Origin of the sequence: Leuconostoc fallax, from assembly GCF_004354645.1 — a bacterium.
Taxonomy (GTDB): Bacteria; Bacillota; Bacilli; order Lactobacillales; family Lactobacillaceae; genus Leuconostoc_B; species Leuconostoc_B fallax.
The window spans coordinates 33,218-57,201 of sequence record NZ_PUFI01000015.1 but is presented as its reverse complement, the minus strand read 5'-3'; the positions used below and the strand labels follow the sequence as shown (position 1 = coordinate 57,201).

Genomic DNA, 23,984 nt, shown 5'->3' with positions numbered 1-23,984 from the left:
GTAGTTTATGTGTTAACGAATAAATGAAATCAAGGTACTATTTCGGAACATATCAGTGTATTCAAATAGATAATTAGAGTAGAATTAGAATTATCAAGAGGATAGTGACTAATAGCAAGGAAGGATATCTTATGATTACATCAATATTATTGACTACTGATGGAAGCGAAACATCTAAACGAGCCATTCAATATGCTATTGTATTGGCCAAAAAGTTTGAAGCCAAAATTTCAGTGGTATCTGTAGTTAATTATAGTCAAATGTCGCCTTATAGTATGGCGGCTAGCTTTGATGGACCCATCATTGAAAGTCTGACGACAGCTGTACAAGAGAATTTGAATTTTGCGCAGCAAATTATCACTGATGCTCAGGTACCGTGTGATGTATATTTAGAAAAAGGAGACCCGCGTATTGTGATTGCCGAGAAAATGGTGGCATCATTAAAACCAGATTTACTCGTAATGGGTAAGACGGGTACTAATAAAATTTCACGTATATTCCTAGGATCAACAGCACGTTATGTATCTGAAAATGCTCAGACAAATGTTTTGCTAGTCGAGTAACACAACACATATAAAAAAGCGCTCGGGTTTGATGAGACCAGACGCTTTTTTATTATCATTATTTTGTTGTGTAATTGTGCTTTAAGTAAGTATAACCAATCCAGATAACGATCACCGGAATCAAGAACAATATAACCCAAATATAACGAAAATGAGCAAAGGGTAAATGAATATTCATGCCATAAAAACTACTAATAATATTTGGAATAGAAAATAGTAATGACCAGACTGTCAAGAATCGCATAATATTATTTAAACGATTAGCCAGTAGATGATCATATACCTCTCGTAATTGCGTTGTTCTTTCATTTAGTATTCTTACCATTCGACTGGCTTGTTGTGTTTCGATATGTGTTCTATGTAGTAATTGACGGTCAACTGACGGTAATGTCCGTATATCATCGGGTTCGGCTTCTTTAATATCGGTAACACATCTTAAGTTATCCAGAATATCTGTCTTAATACCTAAAATTTGACGATCAATGAGAATGATACGTTGGAAATTTTCAATATTAGAATGCTGTGTCAAACGATTCGTTGTTTGTTCAATTTGTTTGATATTCTGGCTTAGGGAGGTACATAGTTTAATATATTCAGCTGAAATATGAAAAATTAATTTTAGAATGAAATTAATACTATTATCGTTGTAGTCGCGGATTGTATTTTTAATATATTGTGTCAGGGTATCCATATGATGGAAAACAAATAGAAATAACTGATGATGATCTAAAAGAATAGTAAGCGGCTGAGCTGTGAACGGATCATTTGTAGGAAAGCGCATAACGAACAGTGCTTGTGCCTCATTACCCATTAATTCAGCACGAGACAATTCATACTCATCGTCAATATAATCAAAAACATATTGATTAATATCGAACTTTTCTTGTAAAATATGACGATCTTCTGGGGTACAGTCTTCAATCAAGGCTATATTAAATTGTACGCTTTGATAGTGTTTAATCATGATTTTCCCTTTTGCTAATATAGTATAGCGATATGACATATTTTTCAACAAACTATGTAAGCGCATTCATTAATTGAGCGATACGTGGTAAAATCGGCAGTATAAAGAATAATTAATGAAATGGAGTGTACGATTGTGATGACAAAGTGGTGGCACAATGCAGTAGCATATCAAATATATCCAAGATCCTTTCAGGATACGAATGCCGATGGTATCGGTGATTTACGTGGTATTATTCGACGCCTGGACTATATTCAATCTCTTGGGGTGACGATGTTATGGATTTCGCCAATCTATCAATCACCAATGGTAGATATGGGATATGACATTTCGAATTATCAAGCCATTGATCCTAAATTTGGGACAATGCAAGATTTTGATGAACTAGTTCAAGAGGCTAAAAAGAGAAATATTCGTATTATTATGGACTTAGTTGTTAATCATACATCTGATCAACACCCTTGGTTCCAAGAAGCGCTTGCAAATCCAGATAGTCCATATCGTAATTATTATATTTTCAAGACGACACCAGATGGGCAAGTACCGAATAATTGGCGTGCTATTTTCGGTGGTTCTACTTGGACGAAAGTGCCAGGTGAAGCGAATACTTATTATTTTCACACTTTTGCGGCACAACAACCCGATTTGAATTGGGAAAATCCTGAATTACGCCATGCAATTTATGACATGATTAATTGGTGGCTTGATAAAGGCATCGCTGGTTATCGTGTTGATGCGATTACTCATTTGAAGAAGGATCTAGATTGGGCAAGCTTACCAGCCGATGGAGAAGATGGTCGAGTGAGTGTGATTGAAAAAAGTCAAAATCGACCTGGATTAGCATTCTTTTTGGAAGAATTAAAAGCAAATACTTTTGATAAATATGATGCTGTCACCATTGGTGAGGCATACGGCGTTCCAGATCAAGACTTGCCGAAATTCATCGGCCCAAATGGTTATTTTTCAATGATTTTTGATTTTAGTTATTTAAATATTGAAATGAAGGATGTGAATGAATGGTATCGTGGTACTACAAATTGGACGATCAATGATTTGAAAAAGGCGTTATTTAGTAGTCAGCATGCTATAAAAAATGCTAATGGCTGGGCTGCCAATGTGTTAGAGAATCATGATCAGCCACGTGTATTATCGAAACTGATTAGACCTAAGGAGAATCAAACGCCAATGGCGGCTAAGGCCTTGGCGATGATGTATTATTTTCTACCCGGCGTCCCTTTTATTTATCAAGGCCAAGAATTGGGTATGAAAAACTTCCATCGAGATCATGTTAACGAGTTCAATGATGTTTCATCATTGAATAATTATCATATGGCTTTACAAAATGGCTATAGTGAAGCTGAAGCCATGCGACTGGTTAACGCAAAATCACGTGATAATGCGCGAACACCTATGCAATGGGATGATTCGAAAAATGCTGGCTTTTCAGAAGTTAAACCTTGGTTAGCTTTGGGTAATGACAGAGCGGGTATTAATGTTGCAGCAGAACAATCGGACCCTCAATCGGTATTGAATTTTTATCGTCATCTGGCTCGTATTAAGCAAAATCCACAATTTTCAGATATACTAATGTATGGCAAATTCACTGTAATTCATAACTTGCCTGATGATGTTATTGGCTATCAACATACATTTAATAACCATGCGATATCAATCATTGTCAACCTAAGTGATACAATACAGACATGTCCAATGCCAGATGGTCGAGTAATATTGAATAATGGTGATGATATAGCGTCAGTGGAGTATCAAATATCATTAGCACCTTATCAAGCGATTGTGATGCACCAATAACAAAAAGGGCTTAAACGGATTAAGTCCTTTTTTACTGTTTATGTAACCAAAGGTAGGAAATAGCTAGGAGTGCTAATCCTAGATTACTCGTAATAATTGCTAATTCTGTATTCTTCAAAACCCAACTAACAAGGGATGCGAATAAAAGCACAATAGCAATACATGAGATAATGAGATCCTTCTTTTGCATAAAGCAATTACTCCTAAATTAATTTTATTTAAAAATCTTTGAAACTGAATCCCAATGATGAGGCATCTGGATTACGATAAACGCGTAGTCCGTCAACGGAAAGGTGAGCGGGCTGATAAATATCTGTGATATCAACAAGTGCCAATGTCTTGAGTAGTGTATCTAATGGTGAATCTACTTTACATATAATGACTTCCTCTGGAGCAACGCCTTCGCCAGTATAATTAAATGGAATATTTCGGAAAGACTCGCTATTTGTATCAAAATTTTCATCAGTAAACTGATACTTATCAACATAAGCAAGATGAGAAAGACCTTCAGGTTCTGTCTCTGAAACAATAACATTGACTGGGCGTACGAACGATAATATTTTATTTGTTGTAGCAATATCCATAATAATCAACTCCTTTTAAGTTAACGCAATGGTAACAACGTTTCACCTTTATCTTAACATTAATTGCTATATCTTGTCGGATAGACGACTAATTCTTGATGATAAATATAATGGCAATGATAAAGTCGCTAAAATTAGCATTACATAACGGTTAGCTGTATAATAAAAGAAATAAAAATTGAAAGAGGTATGGAATGCGTGGCAGTGTGATAAAAAAGTTGATTAGTGTGAATAATAATGAGAAGTTTCAGTCTAATTACACTTTTGAAGTTGGCGGTGTATTACCTGAAGCATTTAATGGTATTACATCAAAAATTATTAATATCAGTTTTATGGGTGGTATCCAAGCAAACGGTCAGTTAGATATCACAAACACGGAAGCTGCTTCTAATGATGTTTATATCGTGACACTAGATGATGATTCATTTGTTAAGGTTCCAGCCGAACAATTTATGGCTTTCTTTATTAATACAGAATTTTAATTATAGCTGTATTATTAGAAATAAATAACAAAAAAGCAAGCATATTGAGCTTGCTTTTTTGTTGATATTTGACATCATTTAAATGATAATGTTTTTACGTTTAAGATTATCAAGACAAGCATGGTAATATTGTGTATTATGTTCAGGATAAATAGGTGCTGTAATATCAACTTGAGCTAATACTGGATAGGCTGTCATATATTGACCGCGATAACATGGGTCAAACCATTTCATATCTGGATGATAACCGCGTTTAATCATTTCTGCCATAACGAGATAATGATACTGAAATAATTTATATGGGGAGTAGTTAAATACATAGTTAACCGTTTGGTGCGGGCGTTGCCAACCTTTGCCGCGCAATGCGCAACATTCACGATGCTGACCGAGTAACTGCTGACGCGGTAGACGAGCAATCAGCTTTTGGTGCCATAATCTCATGTATCCTCCAGTTTATAATTTTTCTATCTTAACAGCTGTACCATACGCTGCAACAGATTCTCCCAATTGTCCTGATGTTGTATCAAAACGAAACATGACAATAGCGTCGGCACCCAATTGTTCTGCAGTATCACGCATACGATTAACGGCTTCTTGTCGCGCATCATATTGTAGACGAGTATAACCCTTTATTTCACCACCAACAATTGATTTTAACCCTTGGCCAATATCCGAAATAATATTACGCGAACGGGTAGTTTGCCCGAAAACGTTACCCAGTGTTTCAGTTATCTTATAGCCAGCAATATGTTCTGATGTGATGACTATCATATCTGACATAAAAAATCCTCAATTCAATTTAATTTGTAACAATATACTTTTCATTTTAAACAGAAATAGATCATGATACAAACAAACTGATTGAGAAACATTTGATTAAATAACTAAGGAGTCGATGATGATCAAAATTATGATTGTAGAAGATGATAAAGATTTGCTATTGGCATTGAGTCAGGGACTTAGCAAATGGCAGTACGATATTATCCAAGTGCAAGATTGGCAACATGTTGCTCAAGAATGTTGGCAGGCAACACCAGCGCTTATTTTGATGGACATTAATTTACCTACTTATGATGGCTTTTATTGGACAGAGTGTATTCGTACAAAATCCAAAGTGCCAATTATTTTTATTTCAGCTTCTGCTATGGATCCTAATTTAGTCATTGCTATCAAGACTGGCGCTGATGACTACATTGTGAAACCCTTTAGCATGAATGTTCTGTTAGCTAAGATGCAGGCTTTGCTACGGCGAACAGTTGATTATTCAACGATACCGCAAGGTATTCAATTTGGGGACTATCAACTTAATGCAATGACAAATATATTGGGTAATGCGTCCCAGCAGGTAAAGTTAACAGCCACGGAAAGTATGATATTAAAATTGTTGATTATTAATATGCCACAAACTGTTTCAAAACAGCAACTATTAGAATTAATTTGGCAAAATGGCGCGTTTATAGATCAAAATATTTTGATGGTCAATATGAGTCGCTTGCGTGATAAATTAGCTCAGCTTGGATTAAGAGAAAATATCGTCACAGAACGTGGGAAGGGCTATCGTTTAGTAAATGACATTTAAACAAAAATATTTATACATTGCGCGTTTATTTTGGGATCAACGGTTATTTATTATTTTTTATATTGCCTTATTATTGTTGATTGCATTATTGTGCGCATTGTACGCACTACCCATGCAATTGTGCTGGGACTTAACACGTTTGACATGGTTACCAGTTATAGTGCTAGTCTTATACCGTGTTTATCAGGAGCATCAACAAATTAAGCAATGTCAATCTTATTTATCTGGTGTATCTCCAGATATTTATCATGCCAATAATATGGTAGAAAACAGTTATATTGATGTTATACATCAGTTTAAAGATAAAAGTGATACGACAAAAAACGATGCGTATCAAAGTATTCGAGAACATCAAGATTACTTAATGACGTGGAGTCATGCCATAAAAACGCCATTAACAGCTTTAAAAATACAAGCCGATTCACAAATGTTGTTATCAAATCATGCGGTTCGACAACAAGTCCTACTCATTGAACGACAATTAGAATTGTTATTAAATTATGAGCGCCTATCTGACTTTAATCATGACCTTGAGTTTGGATGGTTCGATTTGAAACGTATTGTTAATGACGTCGTGCAACGTTATGCGACATTTTTTATTGCCAAAAATATATCGGTAAACGTTAAAATAGCTTCAGTTCAAATTTTGACGGATGAAAAGTGGTTAACATTCGTTTTGGACCAAATCATCTTTAATGCAATTAAATATTCTAAAAATGATAGTGAAATAACAATAAGTTGGCAAGTTAAGACGCTTAAAGTGATCGATACTGGTGTGGGGATTGCGGCAGCTGATTTACCACGAATATTTGAATCGGGATTTACCGGTCATAATGGTCGTCAATATAAAAAGGCAACGGGGATGGGTTTATATATGGCGCGTAAAGTTAGCGGGTATTTACAGCAGAACATTTCTATTACATCAATAGAACATGAAGGAACAATAGCGGCAATCCAATTTAGTACGCAACATATACGTTGAATATAACAAACTGTAAGGTTTCTAGCATTTCTGTAACTAGTGAAGTGTGAGGAAACCTTTTATAGTTAAGTTATGAATTGAAGGGGATGAATGAATATGACAATTTTAAGCTTACAGCATATACAAAAGCAGTACGATATATCGCAACAGAATGGCTTTTTAGCTTTACGAGATGTTTCCTTTAATGTGGATGAAGGCGAATACGTCGCTATTATGGGAGAATCAGGGGCCGGCAAAACAACATTGCTGAATATTATTGCGACTTTAGATAACGCAACAGGTGGCGAAATTATACTTAACAATCAGAATTTAAAGCAACTGAGTGAGAAGCATGCAGCACAATTTCGTCGCGAACATCTGGGCTTTGTTTTTCAAAATTTTAATTTATTAGATACCTTTAATAATGAAGAAAATATTTTATTGCCACTTGTCTTAGATAAAAAATCAGTTCCTGATATGAAAATGCGCCTAGCTACCTTGGCTAAGCAACTAGAAATTGAGGGCATTTTAAAACGTTTTCCTTATGAAATATCCGGTGGTCAAAAGCAACGTATTGCTGCGGCTAGGGCGCTGATTACACAACCAGATTTACTATTGGCTGATGAGCCAACTGGTGCGCTCGATTCACACAACACTGAGCGTTTATTAACAATATTTGAATCTGTCAATCAACAAGGACAAACTATACTAATGGTCACGCATAGTGCAAAGGCAGCGAGTCATGCTAAACGCACATTATTTATTAAAGACGGTAAAATTTTTCATGAAATATATCGTGGTGATCAATCAAGAACTGCATATATGAGTAAAATTAATGCCAGTTTAGAAGCGCTGAGTAATGACGATGAGGAGATGATGCAATCATGATTCATATTCGATTAGCTTGGCATGGTATCATACATCATCGCCAACAGTTTGGGCCTTTTTTACTAGCTAGTACTGTATTAATGGCAGTTAATTTTACATTTTTCGCTGTTCTAAATAACACAGGTTTAAAAACGATAGAGATGGGTGAAGCTATTCGGTCAGTGACCACTATTGGCACGGTATTTACAATTATCTTATCTGCTATTTTTATGTTATATGCCAATAATTTTTTGAATAAGCAGCGAAATCAAGATTTATCGATTTATAGTATGTTGGGCTTACGACTGCATGATTTACGGTTCATTGTAATCATTGAACAGATGATACTGTGGCTCTTAACAATAGTTATGGGTATTATTGCTGGGACAACATTTTTTAGATTATCTTTTCTTTTATTAAAGCACTTACTTGGATCCAATACCTTAGTGGAACAGTTACCAGTACGTGCTATCGTGAGTTGTTGTATTCTTTTTAGTGTGATATTTTGTTGCCTGATTATTTATAATATTTATCAATTGTATCAAGTTAAGCCGATTCAGTTAATGCGACAATCACAGGCTACTGAGAAAGCACCCAAGAATCGTTGGCTGATGAGTTGGTTTGGATTAGCCTTATTGGGTACTGGTTATGCCATATCTGTTATGACTAAACCAAATTTGAGTGCCATATTGCAGTTTATGCTTGCGGTGGTTTTAGTGACGGTGGGGACCTATATTCTGTTTATTATGGGTAGTATTACATTGCTCAAATATCTTAAAAGTCGACCTCATTTTTATTACCGCCCCAATCATTTTATTGCCGTATCGGGGATGTTATTTCGTATGAAGCAAAATGGGGCTAGTCTAGCTTCTATTTGCTTACTATGCGCTTCTATCTTAGTGACGATGGTTGCCTCTGTTAGTTTATTTGTTGGTGAAGGTCAATTGATTAAGCAGTGGAATCCGTTAGATATTATGACACTATCTCAATCAGATACACTGTTGCAACATGAGCAACAAATTGTACATTTAGGGCGTCAACATGATATTAAAATTGGTAACATCTATCAGGCAAGTATGACGACGCCGATAATTGGTGATTTTAGTGGTAATCAGTATATCAGTCATACCAATATATCGAAAGGTGTGTCACAGCTTTCGACAATGACGCTAGCAGATTATAATCAAATACAAGGGACGAAGCTTAAACTAAAAGATGATGAGGTATTGGTTTATACACAAGCTGATGATTTTCATCAGCAGACACTTAAAATTAATGGGCATACTTACCATAGCCAAACAATTGCTCACTTCAAATTAGCAGCTAACTACGGTCATAGCATCTTTAAGCCAATTTTCATTATTACAGCGAATCAGCAAGTAGCACAAACGATTAATCCACAAAAATGGTTGCGCGTTAATGGCTTTAATCTGTATGGTGGTACCCAAAAGCAACGTTATCAGTTCGCTCAACAATTACAAACGCAACTTAAGTTGGATAACGCTAGTTATACAGCAAGTCCAATTTTAAGCTATACTTTTCATGCCATATTTGGTGGTTTAATTTTTGTTGGTGTATTAGTCAGTATGACAATGGCAATTGCAACAGCGTTGATGATTTACTATAAGCAGATTTCTGAAGGCTATGCTGATCGCTGGCGTTTTAAGACATTACAACAAGTGGGCTTGAGTTCAGATGAAACAAAGCAGGTCATCCATAGCCAAGTGCTATTGGTCTTTATGCTACCAATATTGGGTGCTACAATTCATCTGGGGTTTGCACTGCCTGCGCTTAAAAGTGTTTTGTCACTATTCTCAATGTATAATTTATCGTTATTACTAACCGTTAGTGGTGTCACGATTATATTATTAGTGGTCGGATACTTGATTATTTATGCGTTAACAACTAAAGCATATCAACGTATTGTCATACATCGTTAATCTGAATGGATACGGTATCTTGTTATCTAAGACTATCAATGCTAGACTATTCTATGTAAAATTTAGCTGATATAGTATCGAATAATGGTCGATTGTTTCTAGCCAGCACCCATGCTGGAACTATCATAAATGTTTTTATTTGATCGATAGCCATTTGTGCGTCGATTTTTTATTTGCCATAGTATTGAGATATCAATAAGCTAATACGTTACAGTATTGCATTGTATAGGAGAAAATAATGGAAAAATTATTTCAATTAAAGGAAAATAAGACCACCATTCGGCGTGAAATTATTGCCGGTATTACGACATTTGTATCCATGGCTTATATCTTCTTTTTAAACCCTCAAATTTTGGGCCAGGCTGGCGTGCCAACACAAGCGGTATTTTTAGCTGCTATTCTGGTTGCGGTTTTTGGTACATTGTTTATGGGCTTCTTTGCCAATGTGCCTTTTGCTTTAGCACCAGGTATTGGTATGCAAGCCTACTTTACCTACACCATTGTATTTGGCTTTGGTTTTACCTGGCAGCAAGCTTTAGCCATTGTCTTTTTGGTGGGTGTTGTCGATATTGTCATTACTTTAACACATGGTCGTCGTGCGATTGTTAAAGGGATTCCATCTGAGTTAAAAGCCGCTATTGGCGGTGGTATTGGATTATTTGTAACCTACATTGGTTTAAAAAATGCAGGTTTTATCAATTTTATTGTTGATCCAGGTAATATTGTGACATTGAACGGTAAGCCTTTTACTGGTGAAGCGCATGGGACACTTAATAGTATTTTAGCAAATGGCGGCGTAACACCAGAATTAACAAAATTTAATCATCCAAGTGCGCTGTTAGCACTTATTGGATTTATTATTTTGGTTGTATTAGTTATGCGTCGGGTACCAGGTGCTTTCCTAATATCATTGATTGTGACAACGCTAATCGGTATTCCAATGGGCGTTACGAATACGCATATTGGGGCAGGTACCTCTGTTGGTCACGCATTTAGTGAGTTGGGGCAGGTTTTTGGCCAATCACTGGGTGCACAAGGAATGGGTAGCTTATTCGATAGTTGGCATCATGCGTCGTTAGCATTAGTGACCATTTTTGCTATGGGATTGACAGGATTATTTGATGCAATTGGTACTTTGATTGGTATTGGTAATCAGACAGGGATTTTTTCAAAGCAAGATCAAAAGGCATTTGATTCAAGTACTGGTTTTAATTCTAAGATGGATCGTGCACTATTGGTTGATACATTTACGACAGCCTTTGCCGGTATTGTTGGCACATCAAATACGACGACGTTTATTGAATCAGCGTCTGGTGTTGCGGCTGGAGCAAGAACAGGATTGGCAAATATTGTGACTGCTATTGGGTTTGCCTTAATGATTTTATTTGCACCTTTTGTTGGTGTTGTACCAACAGCAGCCACTTCACCATTACTTATTCTAGTTGGGATTATGATGATGGGTGAGTTCAAGAAAATTTCTTGGGAATCGTTGGAAGTCGCTTTGCCAGCATTCTTTACATCCGTATTTATGGCATTTAGTTACTCTATTTCGTATGGTATTGCAGCTGGATTTATTTTCTTTATTATTGTGAAGTTTACCTTAGGAAAGTTTAAAGAAGTGTCACCTGTTTTATTGATTGTATCTGCTTTCTTTTTGGTTAATTTTGTGGTTCTGGCATTTATGTAAATAAAATGAAAACGCCTATTGTGGCGTTTTTTTGATACAATTAAAATATGAAAATAGGAAAAGTAAAAATTTGGCAACAAGATCGTGGTTATGGTTATATCACACCTGATGAGGGTGGCGATGATATATTTGTACATTTTAATGGCATTGATATGCCGGGATTTAAATCACTGCATCAAGGTGAAGCAGTCACCTATGTTTTGGTTCAAGGCTACAAGGGCCTTCAAGCAGCTCAAGTGAGACCTGTTGATTCACAAGGAGCCTCATATTAATGGCTGAAAAAGAAACACTGATTGATGCTAAAGTATTATATGAGGGGCCAATCTTTGATATTGAAACACAAGCAGTTCAATTGGCCAGTGGCCAAACGGCTAAGAGAGATATTGTCCGGCATGTTCCAGCAATCGCGGTTTTAGCGTTTCAAGATAGTGATCATATTATTCTAGAGCGACAATGGCGAGCAACAATTGGTGATTTTATTTTAGAAATACCTGCTGGAAAGCTTGACCAACGTGATATTAATGATCCAATCCATGCTGTGAGACGCGAACTTAATGAAGAATTGAGAATGCATACTGATGATATCCATCAAGTGATGGGATTTTATGAAACGGTTGGCTTTTCAGATGCTTATATGCATTTGTATACGGCACATGATTTGCAACCTGTCCCAGAAGATGAACAATTACCGCGTGATGTTGGTGAAACAATGGATTTGGTAACTGTCAGTTATGATGAGATGCTTGCTATGTTTCAACGCGGTGAACTCAATGATCAAAAAACGATTACTGCATTTTTGTATTGGGCATTTATTAGAGGCAATTAAATGACAGATGAAGAAATGAGTCGTAGCGCACGGCATAGTGACCGTCTGAGCAAAAGGCAACGTGAAAAACAACGTGTTGCTGTTGAGCGAGAATATGCTAAAAGTCATCCCACAAAAGTAACAACTGTAACGCCAGAAACGCGGGAAGAAATGCGCTTGACGCGTAAAGGGCGTTATGAGTTGGGGAGTGATGGTAAATTAACAACTAAAGGTAAAGAAACAAGATTAAAGCATCGATACAATGTACTGATTATGTTTTTAATTATCTTGATTGTTTTATCGTATCTTTACTTCTTTTTTATCAATTAATGAATATGGAAAGGATCGTCTAGCAATATAATGCTAGACGTATTAATTATGAAAATTGGTATTATTACGCCTATGGCTGAAGAAAAAGGGTCTTTAGTTGCGGCTCTAGAAAATATTACTGTTAGGCAGTATGGCGGTTCAGAAATCATTGAAGGAACATATAAAAATCATGATGTTGTTTTGACTGAATCGGGTATTGGAAAGGTAGCTGCTGGTGCTGCTACTGCCATGCTTCTCAATAATTATGCACCCGATTTATTAGTGAATACAGGATCAGCCGGCGCTCTAGATGAAAACCTGGTGATTGGGGATGAGGTAATCGGGACACATTTAGCTTATCATGATGTTGATGTGACGGCATTTGGCTATGAATACGGTCAGTTACCTGCACAGCCATTGTATTTTGAATCAGATGCACAGGTTGTGACAGAGTTTACAGCGTTGACGACAACCCGTACTGGTCTGATTGTATCTGGTGACCAATTTATTCAACAAAGTCAAAAGGACAAAATTAAGGCAGCGTTCCCAACGGCACTATTAGCTGAAATGGAGTCGGCTGCAGTTGCACAGGTTGCAACACGCTTTGGTACGCCGTTTATCGTGTTACGTAGTGTTTCTGACTTAGCTGATGGGCACTCTGATGTGACATTTGATGAGTTCGTTGTTGAAGCAGGCCGTCGCTCAGCAGCGTTATTGCTACGCTATTTGGATAGTAAAACAGCATAAAGTTGCATAATATATTGAAATTAGTTATAATTATTATAGTTAATTTGCATATTATGTGAATGGGCGGGTCCATGGGGGACCGGCTCATTTTTTATGAAAATATGGCGTTGAATTAATGAAAGGAGTGAAATATGGCAAGTAAAGTCGAACAAACAGTAGCTCAACTAGTTAAACCGGTAATCGATGAGCATGGTGATATACTATGGGATTTGACTTTCGGTAACGAAGGTGGACAACGCGTCCTTAGAATTTTGATTGATAAAGCTGATCATGAATTTATTACCATGAATGATCTAACAAAATTAACAGAAGAAATTAATGAACTTCTAGACAATAGTGAACCGGATCCTATTCCAGGAACCTATATGTTGGATATTAGTTCACCTGGTGCAGATCGCCCGTTAAAAGCATTATGGCATTATCAATGGGCTCAAGAAGCAGATGAAAATATTTTGGTTTCCCTTTTTGTCGCAAAAAATGGACGTAAAAAATGGCAAGGCAAGATCAGTGAGATTAATGATGATGCTATCGTTTTGATAACTGACGATGAGACATTAACGCTTGCATTTTCTGAAATTGCAAAAGCATCGTTAGATGTACAATTTTAATTGATGAGGTTAATCTAATGAGTAAAGAATTAGTTGATGCACTAGATGCATTAGAAAACGAACGTGGCATTGATCGTCAAATCGTTGTGGATGCCTTAGAGCTAGCTTTAGCAGCAGCTTATAAGAAACAGTTTAACGCCACACAAAGTAATGTCGATGTCACATTCAATGATCGTAATGGTAGTATTACCATTAAGCAAATCAAGACAGTCGTGCTTGATGAAGATTTCGAAGATGAAGTGATTGAAATCCCATTATCTGAGGCATTGGCCATTAACCGTGCTTATGAAGCTGGTGATGAAATTCGCTTTGATGTGACACCAAAGAATTTTGGTAGAATCGCAGCTCAAACAGCTAAGCAAGTTATTATGCAAAAGCTTCGTGAAGCAGGTCGAGAAGCGATTTATAAGAAGTTCTCCGAATATCAAGACGAAATCATTACTGGAGAAGTTGAACGACAAGATGCGCGTTTCTTGTATGTTATGTTACCTGGTAATCAAGAAGCTGTTATGGCACAAAACGATCAAATGCCAAATGAACATTATCGGATGCATGATCGTATTAAGGTCTTGGTTTCAAAAGTTGAGAATAGTCCTAAGGGACCTCAGATTTTTGTATCAAGAGCAGCCGAAGATTTGGTAAAACGCTTATTTGAACAAGAAGTCCCTGAAGTTTATGATGGTACTGTTGAGATTATGAGTATTGCACGTGAAGCAGGAGACCGTTCTAAGATTGCGGTTTATACACATGATTCTGATTTAGATCCAGTCGGTGCCTTAGTGGGACAACGCGGTACGCGTGTACAGGCGGTGGTCAATGAGCTTGGTGGCGAAAATATGGACATCGTTGAATGGGTTGAAGACGAAGCACAATATATTGCTAATGCTTTGAATCCATCTGAAGTTGTTGATGTCATCTTTGATCCTGAAAATAATCATGCGGTGACAGTTATCGTTCCTGATAATCAATTATCTTTGGCAATTGGTAAAAAGGGGCAGAATGCACGTTTAGCCGCACGGTTAACAGGATTTAAAATTGATATTAAATCTGAAAGCGAAGCCGCAGATTTTCTAGCAAAAGTAGCCGAGCGTGAAGATACCAGTCAACCAGAAGAAAAGAACCAAAATTCTGATATGGATATGTAATAAGGAGGACTATATATGAAACCTCGTAAAATTCCAATGCGTAAAGATGTTGTAACAAGTGAAATGTTTCCTAAAAAAGATCTTGTTAGAGTAGTTAAAAATAAAGATGGTGAAATTAGCTTAGATCCAACGAGTAAAGCGAATGGTAGAGGCGCTTATATTAGTCTGAATGTTGACAATGCTAAAATGGCGAAAAGTAAAAAGGTACTTGATAAGGCATTTAGTATGAAAGTGAGCGATGAATTCTACGATGAACTTATTGCTTATGTTGATCACCAACAAGCACGTCGGGAACTTTTTGCTAATGATTCAGAATAATGATCAGAAAATATTGAATCTTTTAGGATTGGCAATGCGTGCTAATAAATTAGTATTGGGTACAGAACCAACACTAAGTGCAATCAAGTTGCAAAAAGTCGGCGTCGCTTTTTTCCCAAGTGATGGCGGTAAAAGCCAGGGAAAAAAATTAGCTGATAAATCAAATACTTATGGTGTGACGCTAATTCAAAATTTCTCTCGCGAACAGTTGGTTCACGCAATTGGAGTTAATCGTTCTGTCTTTGCAATAGCAGATCGTGGATTTAGTCGGAAAATAAAAGCATTAATTTTAGAAAAGGAGCGGAACTAAATGGCAGAAGATAAAAATAAACTTACTAGCTCAAATCGTCCCGTAAGAAAGCAAGCAGTTCCAGAAAGAAAGGAATTACCTGCTTCACAACGTCGCCATGCGGCAAAGTTAGCAGATGGTTCGAAGCCTGTTAATAATCAAGCACGCCCAGCGCGTTCTGGTCGCCCAAATAATAGTAACAATAGTCAAGGACGTCCAAATACTAGTCGTCCAAATAATGGTGCAAATGCATCGTCAAAATCACAAACACGTGGTGGCGCTACGCGTCAACAAGGTCAAGGAGGACAGCAACGCAATAACAACAATGCTCGTCCAGGATCACGTGTAGCTCCCGCTCAGGGGCGTCCGGCAGTTCGCGAGAAGCGTTCATGGTCAACGAAGCCACGTGAGGGTCAAATCGATTACTCTGCAAAGCCTGATAACAGCCTTAAGCAGTATCGTGAAGAAAATGAAAAGAAGCGTGCGGCACAAAAGCCAGCACCAAAGAAGAAGCCAGCAACGCCTACAGCTGCTACAAAACCAGCTACAACAGCTAAACCTGAAGGTACTACTGCCAATGGTGCGGGTCGTTTTGGTGGTGCGTTGTCATCTGGCAATAACTCAGCACGTAATAACTCGCGTAAGCGTAATACGACAGGTACAGGCCAGCAAACACCACGTCGTAACGACCGTCCACGTGGTTCTAAAAAATCACGCCGTATTGCTGCTAAGCGCCGTTCAACAGCCCCAGTTACAGAACGTAAAGAGCAACCATTGCCACAGGTTCTTGAATACCGCGTTGGTATGAACGTTCAGGACCTATCTAAGTTGCTTCATCGTGATACAGCAGAAATTATCAAGAAATTATTCTTATTAGGTATTGTAACGAACCAAAACCAGAGCTTAGATCAGGATACGATTGAAATTTTGGCTGCTGATTATGGTATTGAATCTAAAGAAAAGATTCAAGAAGACGTTGCTGATATTGATAAATTCTTTGAAGATACGCATTTAGATGAATCAAAGATGGTACCTCGTCCACCAGTTGTAACAATTATGGGACACGTTGATCACGGTAAAACAACATTGTTGGATTACTTACGTCAATCGCATGTTACTGAAGGTGAAGCAGGTGGTATCACACAGCATATTGGTGCTTATCAGGCGCGTTTGAATGATCGCTTAATTACATTCTTAGACACACCAGGACACGCGGCCTTTACTGAAATGCGTGCACGTGGTGCAAATATTACTGATATTACAATTTTGGTTGTTGCCGCTGATGATGGTGTGATGCCTCAAACAATTGAAGCGATTAATCATGCTAAGGCAGCTGGGACACCAATTATCGTTGCTGTTAACAAGATCGATAAGCCCGGTGCGAACCCTGATGATGTGATGAACCAATTAATGGCCTATGATCTTGTACCAGAAGAATATGGTGGTGATACGATATTCGTTAAGATCTCTGCTAAGTTTGGTCAAAACGTTGATGCACTTTTGGAAATGGTCTTACTTCAAGCAGATGTTTTGGAGCTTAAGGCTGATCCACACACACGTGCGCGTGGTTCTGTGGTTGAAGCTCGTCTTGATAAAGGACGTGGCCCAGTGGCTACAGTATTGGTTCAACAAGGTACGATGCGTGTTGGAGATCCAATTGTTGTTGGTAATACTTATGGTCGTGTTCGTACAATGACAAATGAACGTGGTCAAGATGTTGCTGAGGCAACACCTGCAACACCTGTTCAGATTACTGGTTTGAATGATGTGCCACAAGCTGGCGATCGTTTCATTGTAATGGAAGATGAAAAGACGGCACGTGCAGCCGGTGAAGAACGTGCAAAACGTGCGCAAGAAGAAGAACGTCATTCTGGTTCTGTTGTAACATTGGATACATTGTTTAATAAGATGGCTGAAAATGCGATGAAGACGGTTCCTGTTATTGTTAAGGCCGATGTGCAAGGATCTGTTGAGGCTTTGACGGGCTCATTGAAGAAGATTGAAGTTGACGGTGTTCGTGTTGATATTATTCACACTGCTGCTGGTGCAATTAACGAATCCGATGTTACATTAGCTGAAGCTTCAGGTGCTATCATTATTGGATTTAATGTGCGTCCTACGCCATTGGCAAAATCACAAGCTGATAACGAAGCAGTTGATATTCGTCTATACAATGTTATCTATAATGCGATTGATGATGTTGAAGCAGCAATGAAGGGTCAACTTGAACCTGTATATGAAGAGAAGGTTATTGGTCAAGCCGAAATTCGTGAGTTGTTCAAGTTCTCTAAGGTTGGAACAATTGCAGGTTCTATTGTCACTGAAGGTAAAATTACAAATGATGCCAAAGTGAGATTGTTACGTAACAATGTTGTTGTTTACGATGGTGAACTTGGTTCATTGCAACGTGGTAAAGATTCAGTTAAGGAAGTGAAGTTTGGCTTCGAATTCGGATTCACAATTGCAAAGTATGATGATGTTAAGGTTGGCGACACAATCGAAGCTTATATTATGCAGGAAGTAAAGCCTAAGTAATTTTTTGAGGCGTTATCATCATAAAGTTTGGGAGGTACAAAGATGGCTAATCCACAACGTGCAGGACGTTTGAGTCAGGAAATTCAGCGTGATGTAACGGATTTACTGCTCAAAAGAGTGCGTGATCCACGTGTTCAGGATGTTACGATTACAAGTGTTGATGTTACGGGTGATTTGCAAGGTGCAACAATTTACTATTCTATTTTGTCTGATTTAGCAAGTGATGCTAAGAAGGCACAAGATGGTTTAGAGGCTGCAACTGGTTTAATTCGTAAAGAATTAGGTAGCCGTTTGACTGTATACAAAATCCCCGAACTTAAATTTGTTCGTGATACATCTGTGCAATATGGTAATCATATTGAAGAACTGATTAAGAAATTGCATAAAGAAAATTAATTCAAAAGCGATAATCAAGAGATTATCGCTTTTGTGTTAGAATAGTAACAAGTCATTAAATTAAAGGATGGAACTATGACAGAATTTACGCCATTACTTAACTCTAATATTACTGCCATGGCACCTGATAAATTATTAGGTTTTCAAGAAAAAGTACGTGATATTCCTGATTTGGTTCGCTTAACCTTAGGAGAGCCTGGGTTTGATGTTGATGAACGCATTAAGAAAGCTGCAATTAATGCAGTAGAACAGAACCGTTCGCATTATTCCGAAAGTCAAGGAGAGCGTGTTTTAAGGGAAGCTGCCGTTACTTATTTTAATAACACTTATCATTTAAATTATACAGATGAACGTAATGTTATTGTCACTTCTGGTGTAAGTGAAGCGATTAACGTGGTGTTTAATACATTGCTCAATGCCGGAGATGGTATTTTAATTCCGGAACCTGCATATGGTCCGTATTTTTCTTCTATTAAGTTAGCACGTGGTGAACGAATCACCATTGATACTGCCACAAACAATTTCAAATTAACACCGCAAATGATTATTGAAGCTGTCAAAAATGCAACAGTCCCAGTACGTGCTATTTTGATGAACTATCCCACTAATCCAACCGGCGTTACATATTCTCGTGAAGAGTTAGAAGCGTTAATAACAGTGTTCAAGCAAGAAAACCTATGGGTTATTTCTGATGAAATTTATTCAGTGCTAACCTATAACCAAGAGCATGTGTCATTAGCAGAATTATTACCGGAACAGACGATCTATATTAATGGTCTCTCTAAGTCGCATGCGATGACTGGTTACCGTATTGGGTTTATTCTGGCGCAAGCTGATGTCATCCAACAAATGCAAAAAGTACACGGTGCTTTAGTTTTTGCTGTGCCAACGGTAATTCAAGATGCTGCGCTCGTTGCATTACGTGATGTTCAAGACACGCCGTTAGCAATGCGCGATATCTACCAACATCGACGTGATTTTATTGTGGCACAGCTTGAAGCATTAGATTTTGATGTTGTTAATCCAGAGGGTGCCTTCTATGTATTTGCTAAGTTACCAGCTGATCTAGGCGAAGATGGTGATGCGTTTGCCTTGAAATTAGCCAATGAAGGTAAGGTAGCAGTGATTCCTGGTTCTGGTTTTAGTGATAGCGCCAAAGCCTACATTCGTATTTCTTATGCTGCCTCGGATGATGTCCTTAAAGAAGGTATGGCACGATTGAAAAAATATGTTGATAAATTACGGGAGAGATAAACATGGATTGGTGGCGTAAGCTTAGGCGTTTGCGAAAATCAAAATTAGTGACAATTAGTCGGCACCACAGTGATATGCAACCTTTGCGTATGGCAAAAACCGCGCACGACATCGCATTAGTTGCTCCGGCTACAGGCCAAATGCAACCACTGATAAATAGTAATTTAGAGCTATTTCGCAATAAAATGATGGGTGATGGTGTTATGATTTGGCCAATTGGCGGTAATATCATTGCGCCTGTATCAGGAATTGTTACAAATTCCTCTAGTGAACAATTGAATATTAAAACTGCCGATGATAAGGAAGTGATTTTGACGTTTGGCGGTGAAAATATTGGTATTGCGCATTTGGCACGATATCTAGCAGGACAACAACTTCATGCTGGAGATACAATAGGTACTTTAAATCAAAATATGTTAGCTGCTTATCCAAAGGGTATTGACATATATGTTATCTGGACAAATAATAATGTTCCGAGCATGACGTACGGATCGGTATATGCTGGACAGAATATCTGGAAAATCAACGGAGATAGTGATTATGAAGCCGCAACAGACGACTGATGGCATACTGGTAGTTAACAAACCAAAAGGTATGACATCTTTTGACGTTGTTGCTAAAATCAGAAAGAAGTTTAGCCAAAAAAAGGTGGGACATGCTGGGACTTTAGATCCTAGTGTAGAAGGTGTTTTAGTCATTGCATTAGGTAAGGCAACAAAACTTATTGATGAATTGCAAACTCGACCTAAAACATATATTGGCGAAATATCTTTAGGGTTTTCTACGGAAACAGAAGATTTAGACGGTGATATTGTCGAAAAAGTACGCATTACACAACCGTTTACTGAGCAGCAAATTGATGACGCTATGGCAAGCTTAAATGGTAATATTATTCAAGTGCCACCTATGTATTCCGCGGTAAAGGTGGCTGGTAGAAGGCTTTACGAGTATGCACGTTCAGGTGAGCGTGTTGAACGCCCGCAACGTGATGCGACGATATATGATTATCATCGTACGTCGGCGACGACACTTGAGGATGATGTTCAGAAATTCAGCTTTGTAGCGCAGGTTTCCAAGGGAACGTATATTCGAACGCTGGCTGTAGATACTGGCAATGTCTTACAAATACCAGCTACAATGTCATATTTAAAAAGAGTGAGCGGTAGCGGTTTTGGTATTGACCAATCACACGATTTGGCGGACATTATTGCAACATCTGATACTGAATTACGCCAATTAGTCGTCCCAATTTCAGACGTGCTTACATGGTCACAACATAATCTATCTCAGGATGAATGGTTCAAAGTAAAAAATGGCCAAAAAATTTCGATTGATGATTGGCCTGCTAATGAAGAACCGAAGATGTTGTATTTTAACAGTGAGTTAAAGGCGGTTTATGTATTTGATCATGATAAATTGTTGTGGCGTTCACGATATGTATTTTCAAACGAGTAATGATGACAGAACTAATTAATTTACATTATCCAATTAAACAAGACATTGAACCCATGCCCCAAGTTGTGGCAATGGGATTTTTTGATGGTATACATTTGGGGCATCAAGCAGTATTGCAACAAGCCAAATCTGAAGCTGATGCACTTGGTATACCCAGTGCAATACTGACGTACGCGCCACATCCGGCGGTTGTATTCCAAAAATTTGATCAACCCATGCAATATTTGACACCATTGTCGGAAAAGCTAAGACTATTACAAGAAATTGGCATTGATTACATGTATGTGATGAACTTTACTTCACAATTGGCTAGAGTGAAGCCGCAAGCCTTTGTCGATGATGTTTTGATGCGTTTGAATCCAGTGACTGTTGTAGCCGGTTTTGATCACTTATATGGTCCTAAAAATAGCCAGGCGGACATGCAACATTTATCGAGTTATGCTCAGAATAGGTTTAACACGATTGTTGTTAATAAAGTTGATCATGATACAGAAAAAGTTGGTTCCCGACAGATTCGTCATCTTTTAAACAACGGACATGTAGATGAAGCGAATCAGCAGCTTGGCCGTATTTATGAAACAGCAGGATTGGTTGTTCATGGTGAAGCAAGAGGGCGAGAGCTAGGTTTTCCAACAGCTAATATTGAAACGACAATTCAACAGTTAGTGCCGGGTATTGGTATTTATGCGGTTGAAATTTTAGTCGCTGGATATTGGCGTTATGGCATGGCTTCAATTGGCCGAAATGTAACTTTTGGTGCAAAACGACCGATTACAATTGAAATCAACATTCTTGATTTTAATGAAGAAATATATGGTGAATTTGTTCGCGTTCGTTGGCACCATTATTTGCGTGGTGAAGTCAAGTTTGATAATGTTGAGACACTCATCCAACAGCTTCAACAAGATGAAATTGTTACACGAACATACTTTAAAAAGATTAAGCAAGAGATGGCTTAATCTTTTTTAGCATTCTAATAAAAGAGTGCTAAAAAGGGTTGCAATTTTTCTAGAATAGTGTATCATAATATTTGTTAGCAGTTAGAACTTAAGAGTGCTAAAAAGGTGTGTGGAATGTTAACAGAACGACAAAAATTAATATTAAATGCGATCATTTATGAATACACACAAACTGCACATGCTGTTGGATCGAAAACCTTGCAAAGTCAACTCAATATGAAAGTGAGCTCTGCAACGATTCGTAATGAAATGGCGGTACTAGAGTCAGAAAGTCTCATTAAAAAAGCGCATACATCTTCTGGACGTATGCCTTCGCATATTGGGTATCGCTACTACTTAGATCATTTAATGGTGAGACGTTATGCGACTGAGCAAGATGTCAATGCTGTGATTCAGTCGTTTCGTGGCAATTTCCATGAAATGGATGATTTATTGGATGAATGTGCACGTACTTTATCAACCTTGACTGATAGCACAGCAATCATCTTAAAACCGCAGCGACATGATTTGAAAGTTTCTGGCTTTCGTTTGGTACCATTAGAGGGACATCAGTTAATTGCTGTTCTTGTAACGAATGATGGCAAGGTAACAAGCCAAACATTTAAGTTGCCGCGTGAGCTATCGATATCGTCTTTGGATGATATGGTGTATTACATTAATAATCAAATTGTTGGACAACCAGTACACTATGTCTTGAAATTAATGCAATCCGATGAATTACCAACACAATTGTCGCGATTAATTCAAACACCGGCTGCTTTTCTACAGTTATTTGGAGATGTACTGGCACGTTCAGTAGTTGATCATGTCCATATTGGTGGCCGATTAAATGTCTTGGATTTTAGCGAACACGCTGACTCTAAAGATATTAAGCGTCTTTTGGAATTTTTAAGCGATCCATCATCAATTAGACGTATCGCAAATACATCTGGAGATAATGTAACGATTAAAATTAGCCAAGAAATAGGCGAACCATTATTAGCACCATTTACCTTATTGACGAGACGTTATACTATGCCAAATAATTCTCATGGCTTAATTGCCCTTTTGGGACCTATTCGTATGCCATATGCACGTAATATTTTATTGATGGATACATTTGGTGAAGCGCTTAGTCAGAAAATGATTGAATATATATAGGAGGTCACTTGCTGTGACGCAAAAACAAGAAGACATTCAAAAAGAAAATCAAAAAGACGAAGAAATCATTGAAGAAACATCATCTGTTGATGAAGTTAAAAATGAATCTGAAGAAACATCTGAAGTAGATCCATTACAAGAGAAGATAACTGAACTTGAAAAAGCAAACAAAAATCTTGAAGATAAAGAATTACGTTTGCAAGCTGAGATACAAAATATTCAGCAACGGAACGCACGTGAAACACAGGCATTACTTAAATACGACGGTCAAAAATTAGCAGCGGCTATTTTACCTGCCGTTGATAATCTGGAGCGTGCTTTAGATGTTAACGCTGAAGATGAAGTTGCACAACAAATTAAGAAAGGCGTAGAAATTACGCTAAATACTTTGAAACAAGCATTGAAGGATCGTGGTATTGAAGCGATTGGTACTGTTGGTGAATCGTTTGATCCAACAAAACATCAAGCCATTCAAAGTGTTGAATCTGACTTAGAGTCAGATAAAATTGCACAAGTTCTGCAGAAGGGCTATATGTTACACGACCGAGTTTTGAGACCAGCAATGGTTGCAGTTAGTCAGTAAGT

At 37.7% G+C, this 23,984-nt stretch carries 29 protein-coding genes; 24 read left to right on the top strand and 5 right to left on the bottom strand.

Annotated features, from left to right (window positions below; all coding sequences use genetic code 11):
* Nucleotides 1-131 precede the first annotated feature (131 nt).
* A complete protein-coding gene (locus C5L23_RS06890; RefSeq protein WP_010007128.1) occupies nt 132-563 on the top strand; it encodes a universal stress protein in 432 nt (143 codons plus the stop codon).
* A 58-nt stretch (nt 564-621) separates the two neighbouring features.
* On the opposite strand, the gene C5L23_RS06885 is transcribed toward C5L23_RS06890, so the two are convergent.
* On the bottom strand, nt 622-1,527 hold the full coding sequence (locus tag C5L23_RS06885) for a magnesium transporter CorA family protein (protein WP_010007127.1): 906 nt from the start codon (nt 1,525-1,527) through the stop codon (nt 622-624).
* Nucleotides 1,528-1,659: 132 nt separating this feature from the next.
* On the opposite strand from C5L23_RS06885, the gene C5L23_RS06880 reads away from it, so the two are divergent.
* Complete coding sequence (locus tag C5L23_RS06880; protein WP_133264676.1) at nt 1,660-3,339, top strand: alpha-glucosidase; 1,680 nt, start codon at nt 1,660-1,662, stop codon at nt 3,337-3,339.
* 31 nt (nt 3,340-3,370) lie between these two features.
* Here the strand turns inward: C5L23_RS06880 and C5L23_RS08530 are convergent, their stop codons facing one another.
* Nucleotides 3,371-3,529 carry a hypothetical protein gene (locus tag C5L23_RS08530; RefSeq protein ID WP_010007125.1) on the bottom strand — a complete coding sequence of 53 codons (159 nt, stop codon included), beginning with the start codon at nt 3,527-3,529 and terminating at the stop codon, nt 3,371-3,373.
* A 28-nt stretch (nt 3,530-3,557) separates the two neighbouring features.
* Entirely contained in the window at nt 3,558-3,923 is a 366-nt protein-coding gene (locus tag C5L23_RS06875) for a hypothetical protein (RefSeq protein WP_010007124.1), read from the bottom strand.
* Between the two features lie 194 nt (nt 3,924-4,117).
* On the opposite strand from C5L23_RS06875, the gene C5L23_RS06870 reads away from it, so the two are divergent.
* The gene (locus C5L23_RS06870) at nt 4,118-4,405 is read left to right on the top strand and encodes a hypothetical protein (protein ID WP_010007123.1); all 288 of its coding nucleotides are present in this window, start codon (nt 4,118-4,120) and stop codon (nt 4,403-4,405) included.
* Nucleotides 4,406-4,483: 78 nt separating this feature from the next.
* Here the strand turns inward: C5L23_RS06870 and C5L23_RS06865 are convergent, their stop codons facing one another.
* Both C5L23_RS06865 and C5L23_RS06860 read right to left on the bottom strand, forming a co-directional pair.
* Nucleotides 4,484-4,846 (bottom strand): TIGR02328 family protein, encoded by a 363-nt coding sequence (locus tag C5L23_RS06865; protein ID WP_010007117.1) that lies wholly within the window; start codon nt 4,844-4,846, stop codon nt 4,484-4,486.
* 12 nt (nt 4,847-4,858) lie between these two features.
* A complete protein-coding gene (locus tag C5L23_RS06860; RefSeq protein ID WP_010007116.1) occupies nt 4,859-5,185 on the bottom strand; it encodes a heavy metal-binding domain-containing protein in 327 nt (108 codons plus the stop codon).
* A 115-nt stretch (nt 5,186-5,300) separates the two neighbouring features.
* On the opposite strand from C5L23_RS06860, the gene C5L23_RS06855 reads away from it, so the two are divergent.
* The 21 genes from C5L23_RS06855 (at nt 5,301) to grpE (ending at nt 23,982) form a co-directional block, all read left to right on the top strand.
* Nucleotides 5,301-5,984 (top strand): response regulator transcription factor, encoded by a 684-nt coding sequence (locus C5L23_RS06855; RefSeq protein WP_237697869.1) that lies wholly within the window; start codon nt 5,301-5,303, stop codon nt 5,982-5,984.
* Nucleotides 5,974-6,966, top strand: a complete 993-nt coding sequence (locus C5L23_RS06850) for a sensor histidine kinase (protein ID WP_133264532.1) — start codon at nt 5,974-5,976, stop codon at nt 6,964-6,966. Before C5L23_RS06855 ends, C5L23_RS06850 begins: the two co-directional genes overlap by 11 nt.
* Nucleotides 6,967-7,062: 96 nt before the next feature.
* Nucleotides 7,063-7,833, top strand: a complete 771-nt coding sequence (locus C5L23_RS06845; RefSeq protein WP_029508605.1) for an ABC transporter ATP-binding protein — start codon at nt 7,063-7,065, stop codon at nt 7,831-7,833.
* Nucleotides 7,830-9,752, top strand: a complete 1,923-nt coding sequence (locus C5L23_RS06840) for an FtsX-like permease family protein (protein ID WP_133264530.1) — start codon at nt 7,830-7,832, stop codon at nt 9,750-9,752. Before C5L23_RS06845 ends, C5L23_RS06840 begins: the two co-directional genes overlap by 4 nt.
* 238 nt (nt 9,753-9,990) lie before the next feature.
* Nucleotides 9,991-11,439, top strand: coding sequence for an NCS2 family permease (locus C5L23_RS06835; protein ID WP_010007108.1), 1,449 nt, complete (start codon nt 9,991-9,993; stop codon nt 11,437-11,439).
* A 47-nt stretch (nt 11,440-11,486) separates the two neighbouring features.
* Nucleotides 11,487-11,711, top strand: a complete 225-nt coding sequence (locus C5L23_RS06830) for a cold-shock protein (RefSeq protein ID WP_010007107.1) — start codon at nt 11,487-11,489, stop codon at nt 11,709-11,711.
* Complete coding sequence (locus C5L23_RS06825; protein WP_010007106.1) at nt 11,711-12,265, top strand: NUDIX hydrolase; 555 nt, start codon at nt 11,711-11,713, stop codon at nt 12,263-12,265. The genes C5L23_RS06830 and C5L23_RS06825 overlap by 1 nt, the downstream gene beginning before the upstream one ends.
* The gene (locus C5L23_RS06820; RefSeq protein ID WP_010007105.1) at nt 12,266-12,574 is read left to right on the top strand and encodes a hypothetical protein; all 309 of its coding nucleotides are present in this window, start codon (nt 12,266-12,268) and stop codon (nt 12,572-12,574) included.
* A 48-nt stretch (nt 12,575-12,622) separates the two neighbouring features.
* A complete protein-coding gene (locus C5L23_RS06815; RefSeq protein WP_029508603.1) occupies nt 12,623-13,300 on the top strand; it encodes a 5'-methylthioadenosine/adenosylhomocysteine nucleosidase in 678 nt (225 codons plus the stop codon).
* Between the two features lie 131 nt (nt 13,301-13,431).
* On the top strand, nt 13,432-13,908 hold the full coding sequence (gene rimP, locus C5L23_RS06810; protein ID WP_010007101.1) for a ribosome maturation factor RimP: 477 nt from the start codon (nt 13,432-13,434) through the stop codon (nt 13,906-13,908).
* Nucleotides 13,909-13,925: 17 nt separating this feature from the next.
* On the top strand, nt 13,926-15,053 hold the full coding sequence (gene nusA / locus C5L23_RS06805) for a transcription termination factor NusA (protein WP_010007099.1): 1,128 nt from the start codon (nt 13,926-13,928) through the stop codon (nt 15,051-15,053).
* Nucleotides 15,054-15,068: 15 nt separating this feature from the next.
* Complete coding sequence (rnpM, locus tag C5L23_RS06800) at nt 15,069-15,371, top strand: RNase P modulator RnpM (RefSeq protein ID WP_010007098.1); 303 nt, start codon at nt 15,069-15,071, stop codon at nt 15,369-15,371.
* The gene (locus C5L23_RS06795; RefSeq protein ID WP_133264528.1) at nt 15,358-15,681 is read left to right on the top strand and encodes a L7Ae/L30e/S12e/Gadd45 family ribosomal protein; all 324 of its coding nucleotides are present in this window, start codon (nt 15,358-15,360) and stop codon (nt 15,679-15,681) included. Before rnpM ends, C5L23_RS06795 begins: the two co-directional genes overlap by 14 nt.
* Nucleotides 15,682-18,195 carry a translation initiation factor IF-2 gene (gene infB, locus C5L23_RS06790; protein ID WP_010007096.1) on the top strand — a complete coding sequence of 838 codons (2,514 nt, stop codon included), beginning with the start codon at nt 15,682-15,684 and terminating at the stop codon, nt 18,193-18,195.
* A 42-nt stretch (nt 18,196-18,237) separates the two neighbouring features.
* Complete coding sequence (rbfA, locus tag C5L23_RS06785) at nt 18,238-18,591, top strand: 30S ribosome-binding factor RbfA (protein ID WP_010007094.1); 354 nt, start codon at nt 18,238-18,240, stop codon at nt 18,589-18,591.
* 75 nt (nt 18,592-18,666) lie between these two features.
* Complete coding sequence (locus C5L23_RS06780) at nt 18,667-19,845, top strand: aminotransferase class I/II-fold pyridoxal phosphate-dependent enzyme (RefSeq protein ID WP_010007093.1); 1,179 nt, start codon at nt 18,667-18,669, stop codon at nt 19,843-19,845.
* Nucleotides 19,846-19,847: 2 nt separating this feature from the next.
* Nucleotides 19,848-20,408 carry a PTS glucose transporter subunit IIA gene (locus tag C5L23_RS06775; protein WP_010007092.1) on the top strand — a complete coding sequence of 187 codons (561 nt, stop codon included), beginning with the start codon at nt 19,848-19,850 and terminating at the stop codon, nt 20,406-20,408.
* Nucleotides 20,386-21,300 (top strand): tRNA pseudouridine(55) synthase TruB, encoded by a 915-nt coding sequence (truB, locus tag C5L23_RS06770; protein WP_240034440.1) that lies wholly within the window; start codon nt 20,386-20,388, stop codon nt 21,298-21,300. The genes C5L23_RS06775 and truB overlap by 23 nt, the downstream gene beginning before the upstream one ends.
* Nucleotides 21,301-21,302: 2 nt before the next feature.
* Nucleotides 21,303-22,259 (top strand): riboflavin biosynthesis protein RibF, encoded by a 957-nt coding sequence (gene ribF, locus C5L23_RS06765; protein WP_029508602.1) that lies wholly within the window; start codon nt 21,303-21,305, stop codon nt 22,257-22,259.
* A gap of 114 nt (nt 22,260-22,373) precedes the next feature.
* Nucleotides 22,374-23,399 carry a heat-inducible transcriptional repressor HrcA gene (gene hrcA, locus C5L23_RS06760; protein ID WP_010007088.1) on the top strand — a complete coding sequence of 342 codons (1,026 nt, stop codon included), beginning with the start codon at nt 22,374-22,376 and terminating at the stop codon, nt 23,397-23,399.
* 13 nt (nt 23,400-23,412) lie between these two features.
* Nucleotides 23,413-23,982 (top strand): nucleotide exchange factor GrpE, encoded by a 570-nt coding sequence (gene grpE, locus C5L23_RS06755; RefSeq protein ID WP_010007087.1) that lies wholly within the window; start codon nt 23,413-23,415, stop codon nt 23,980-23,982.
* Nucleotides 23,983-23,984: the final 2 nt, after the last annotated feature.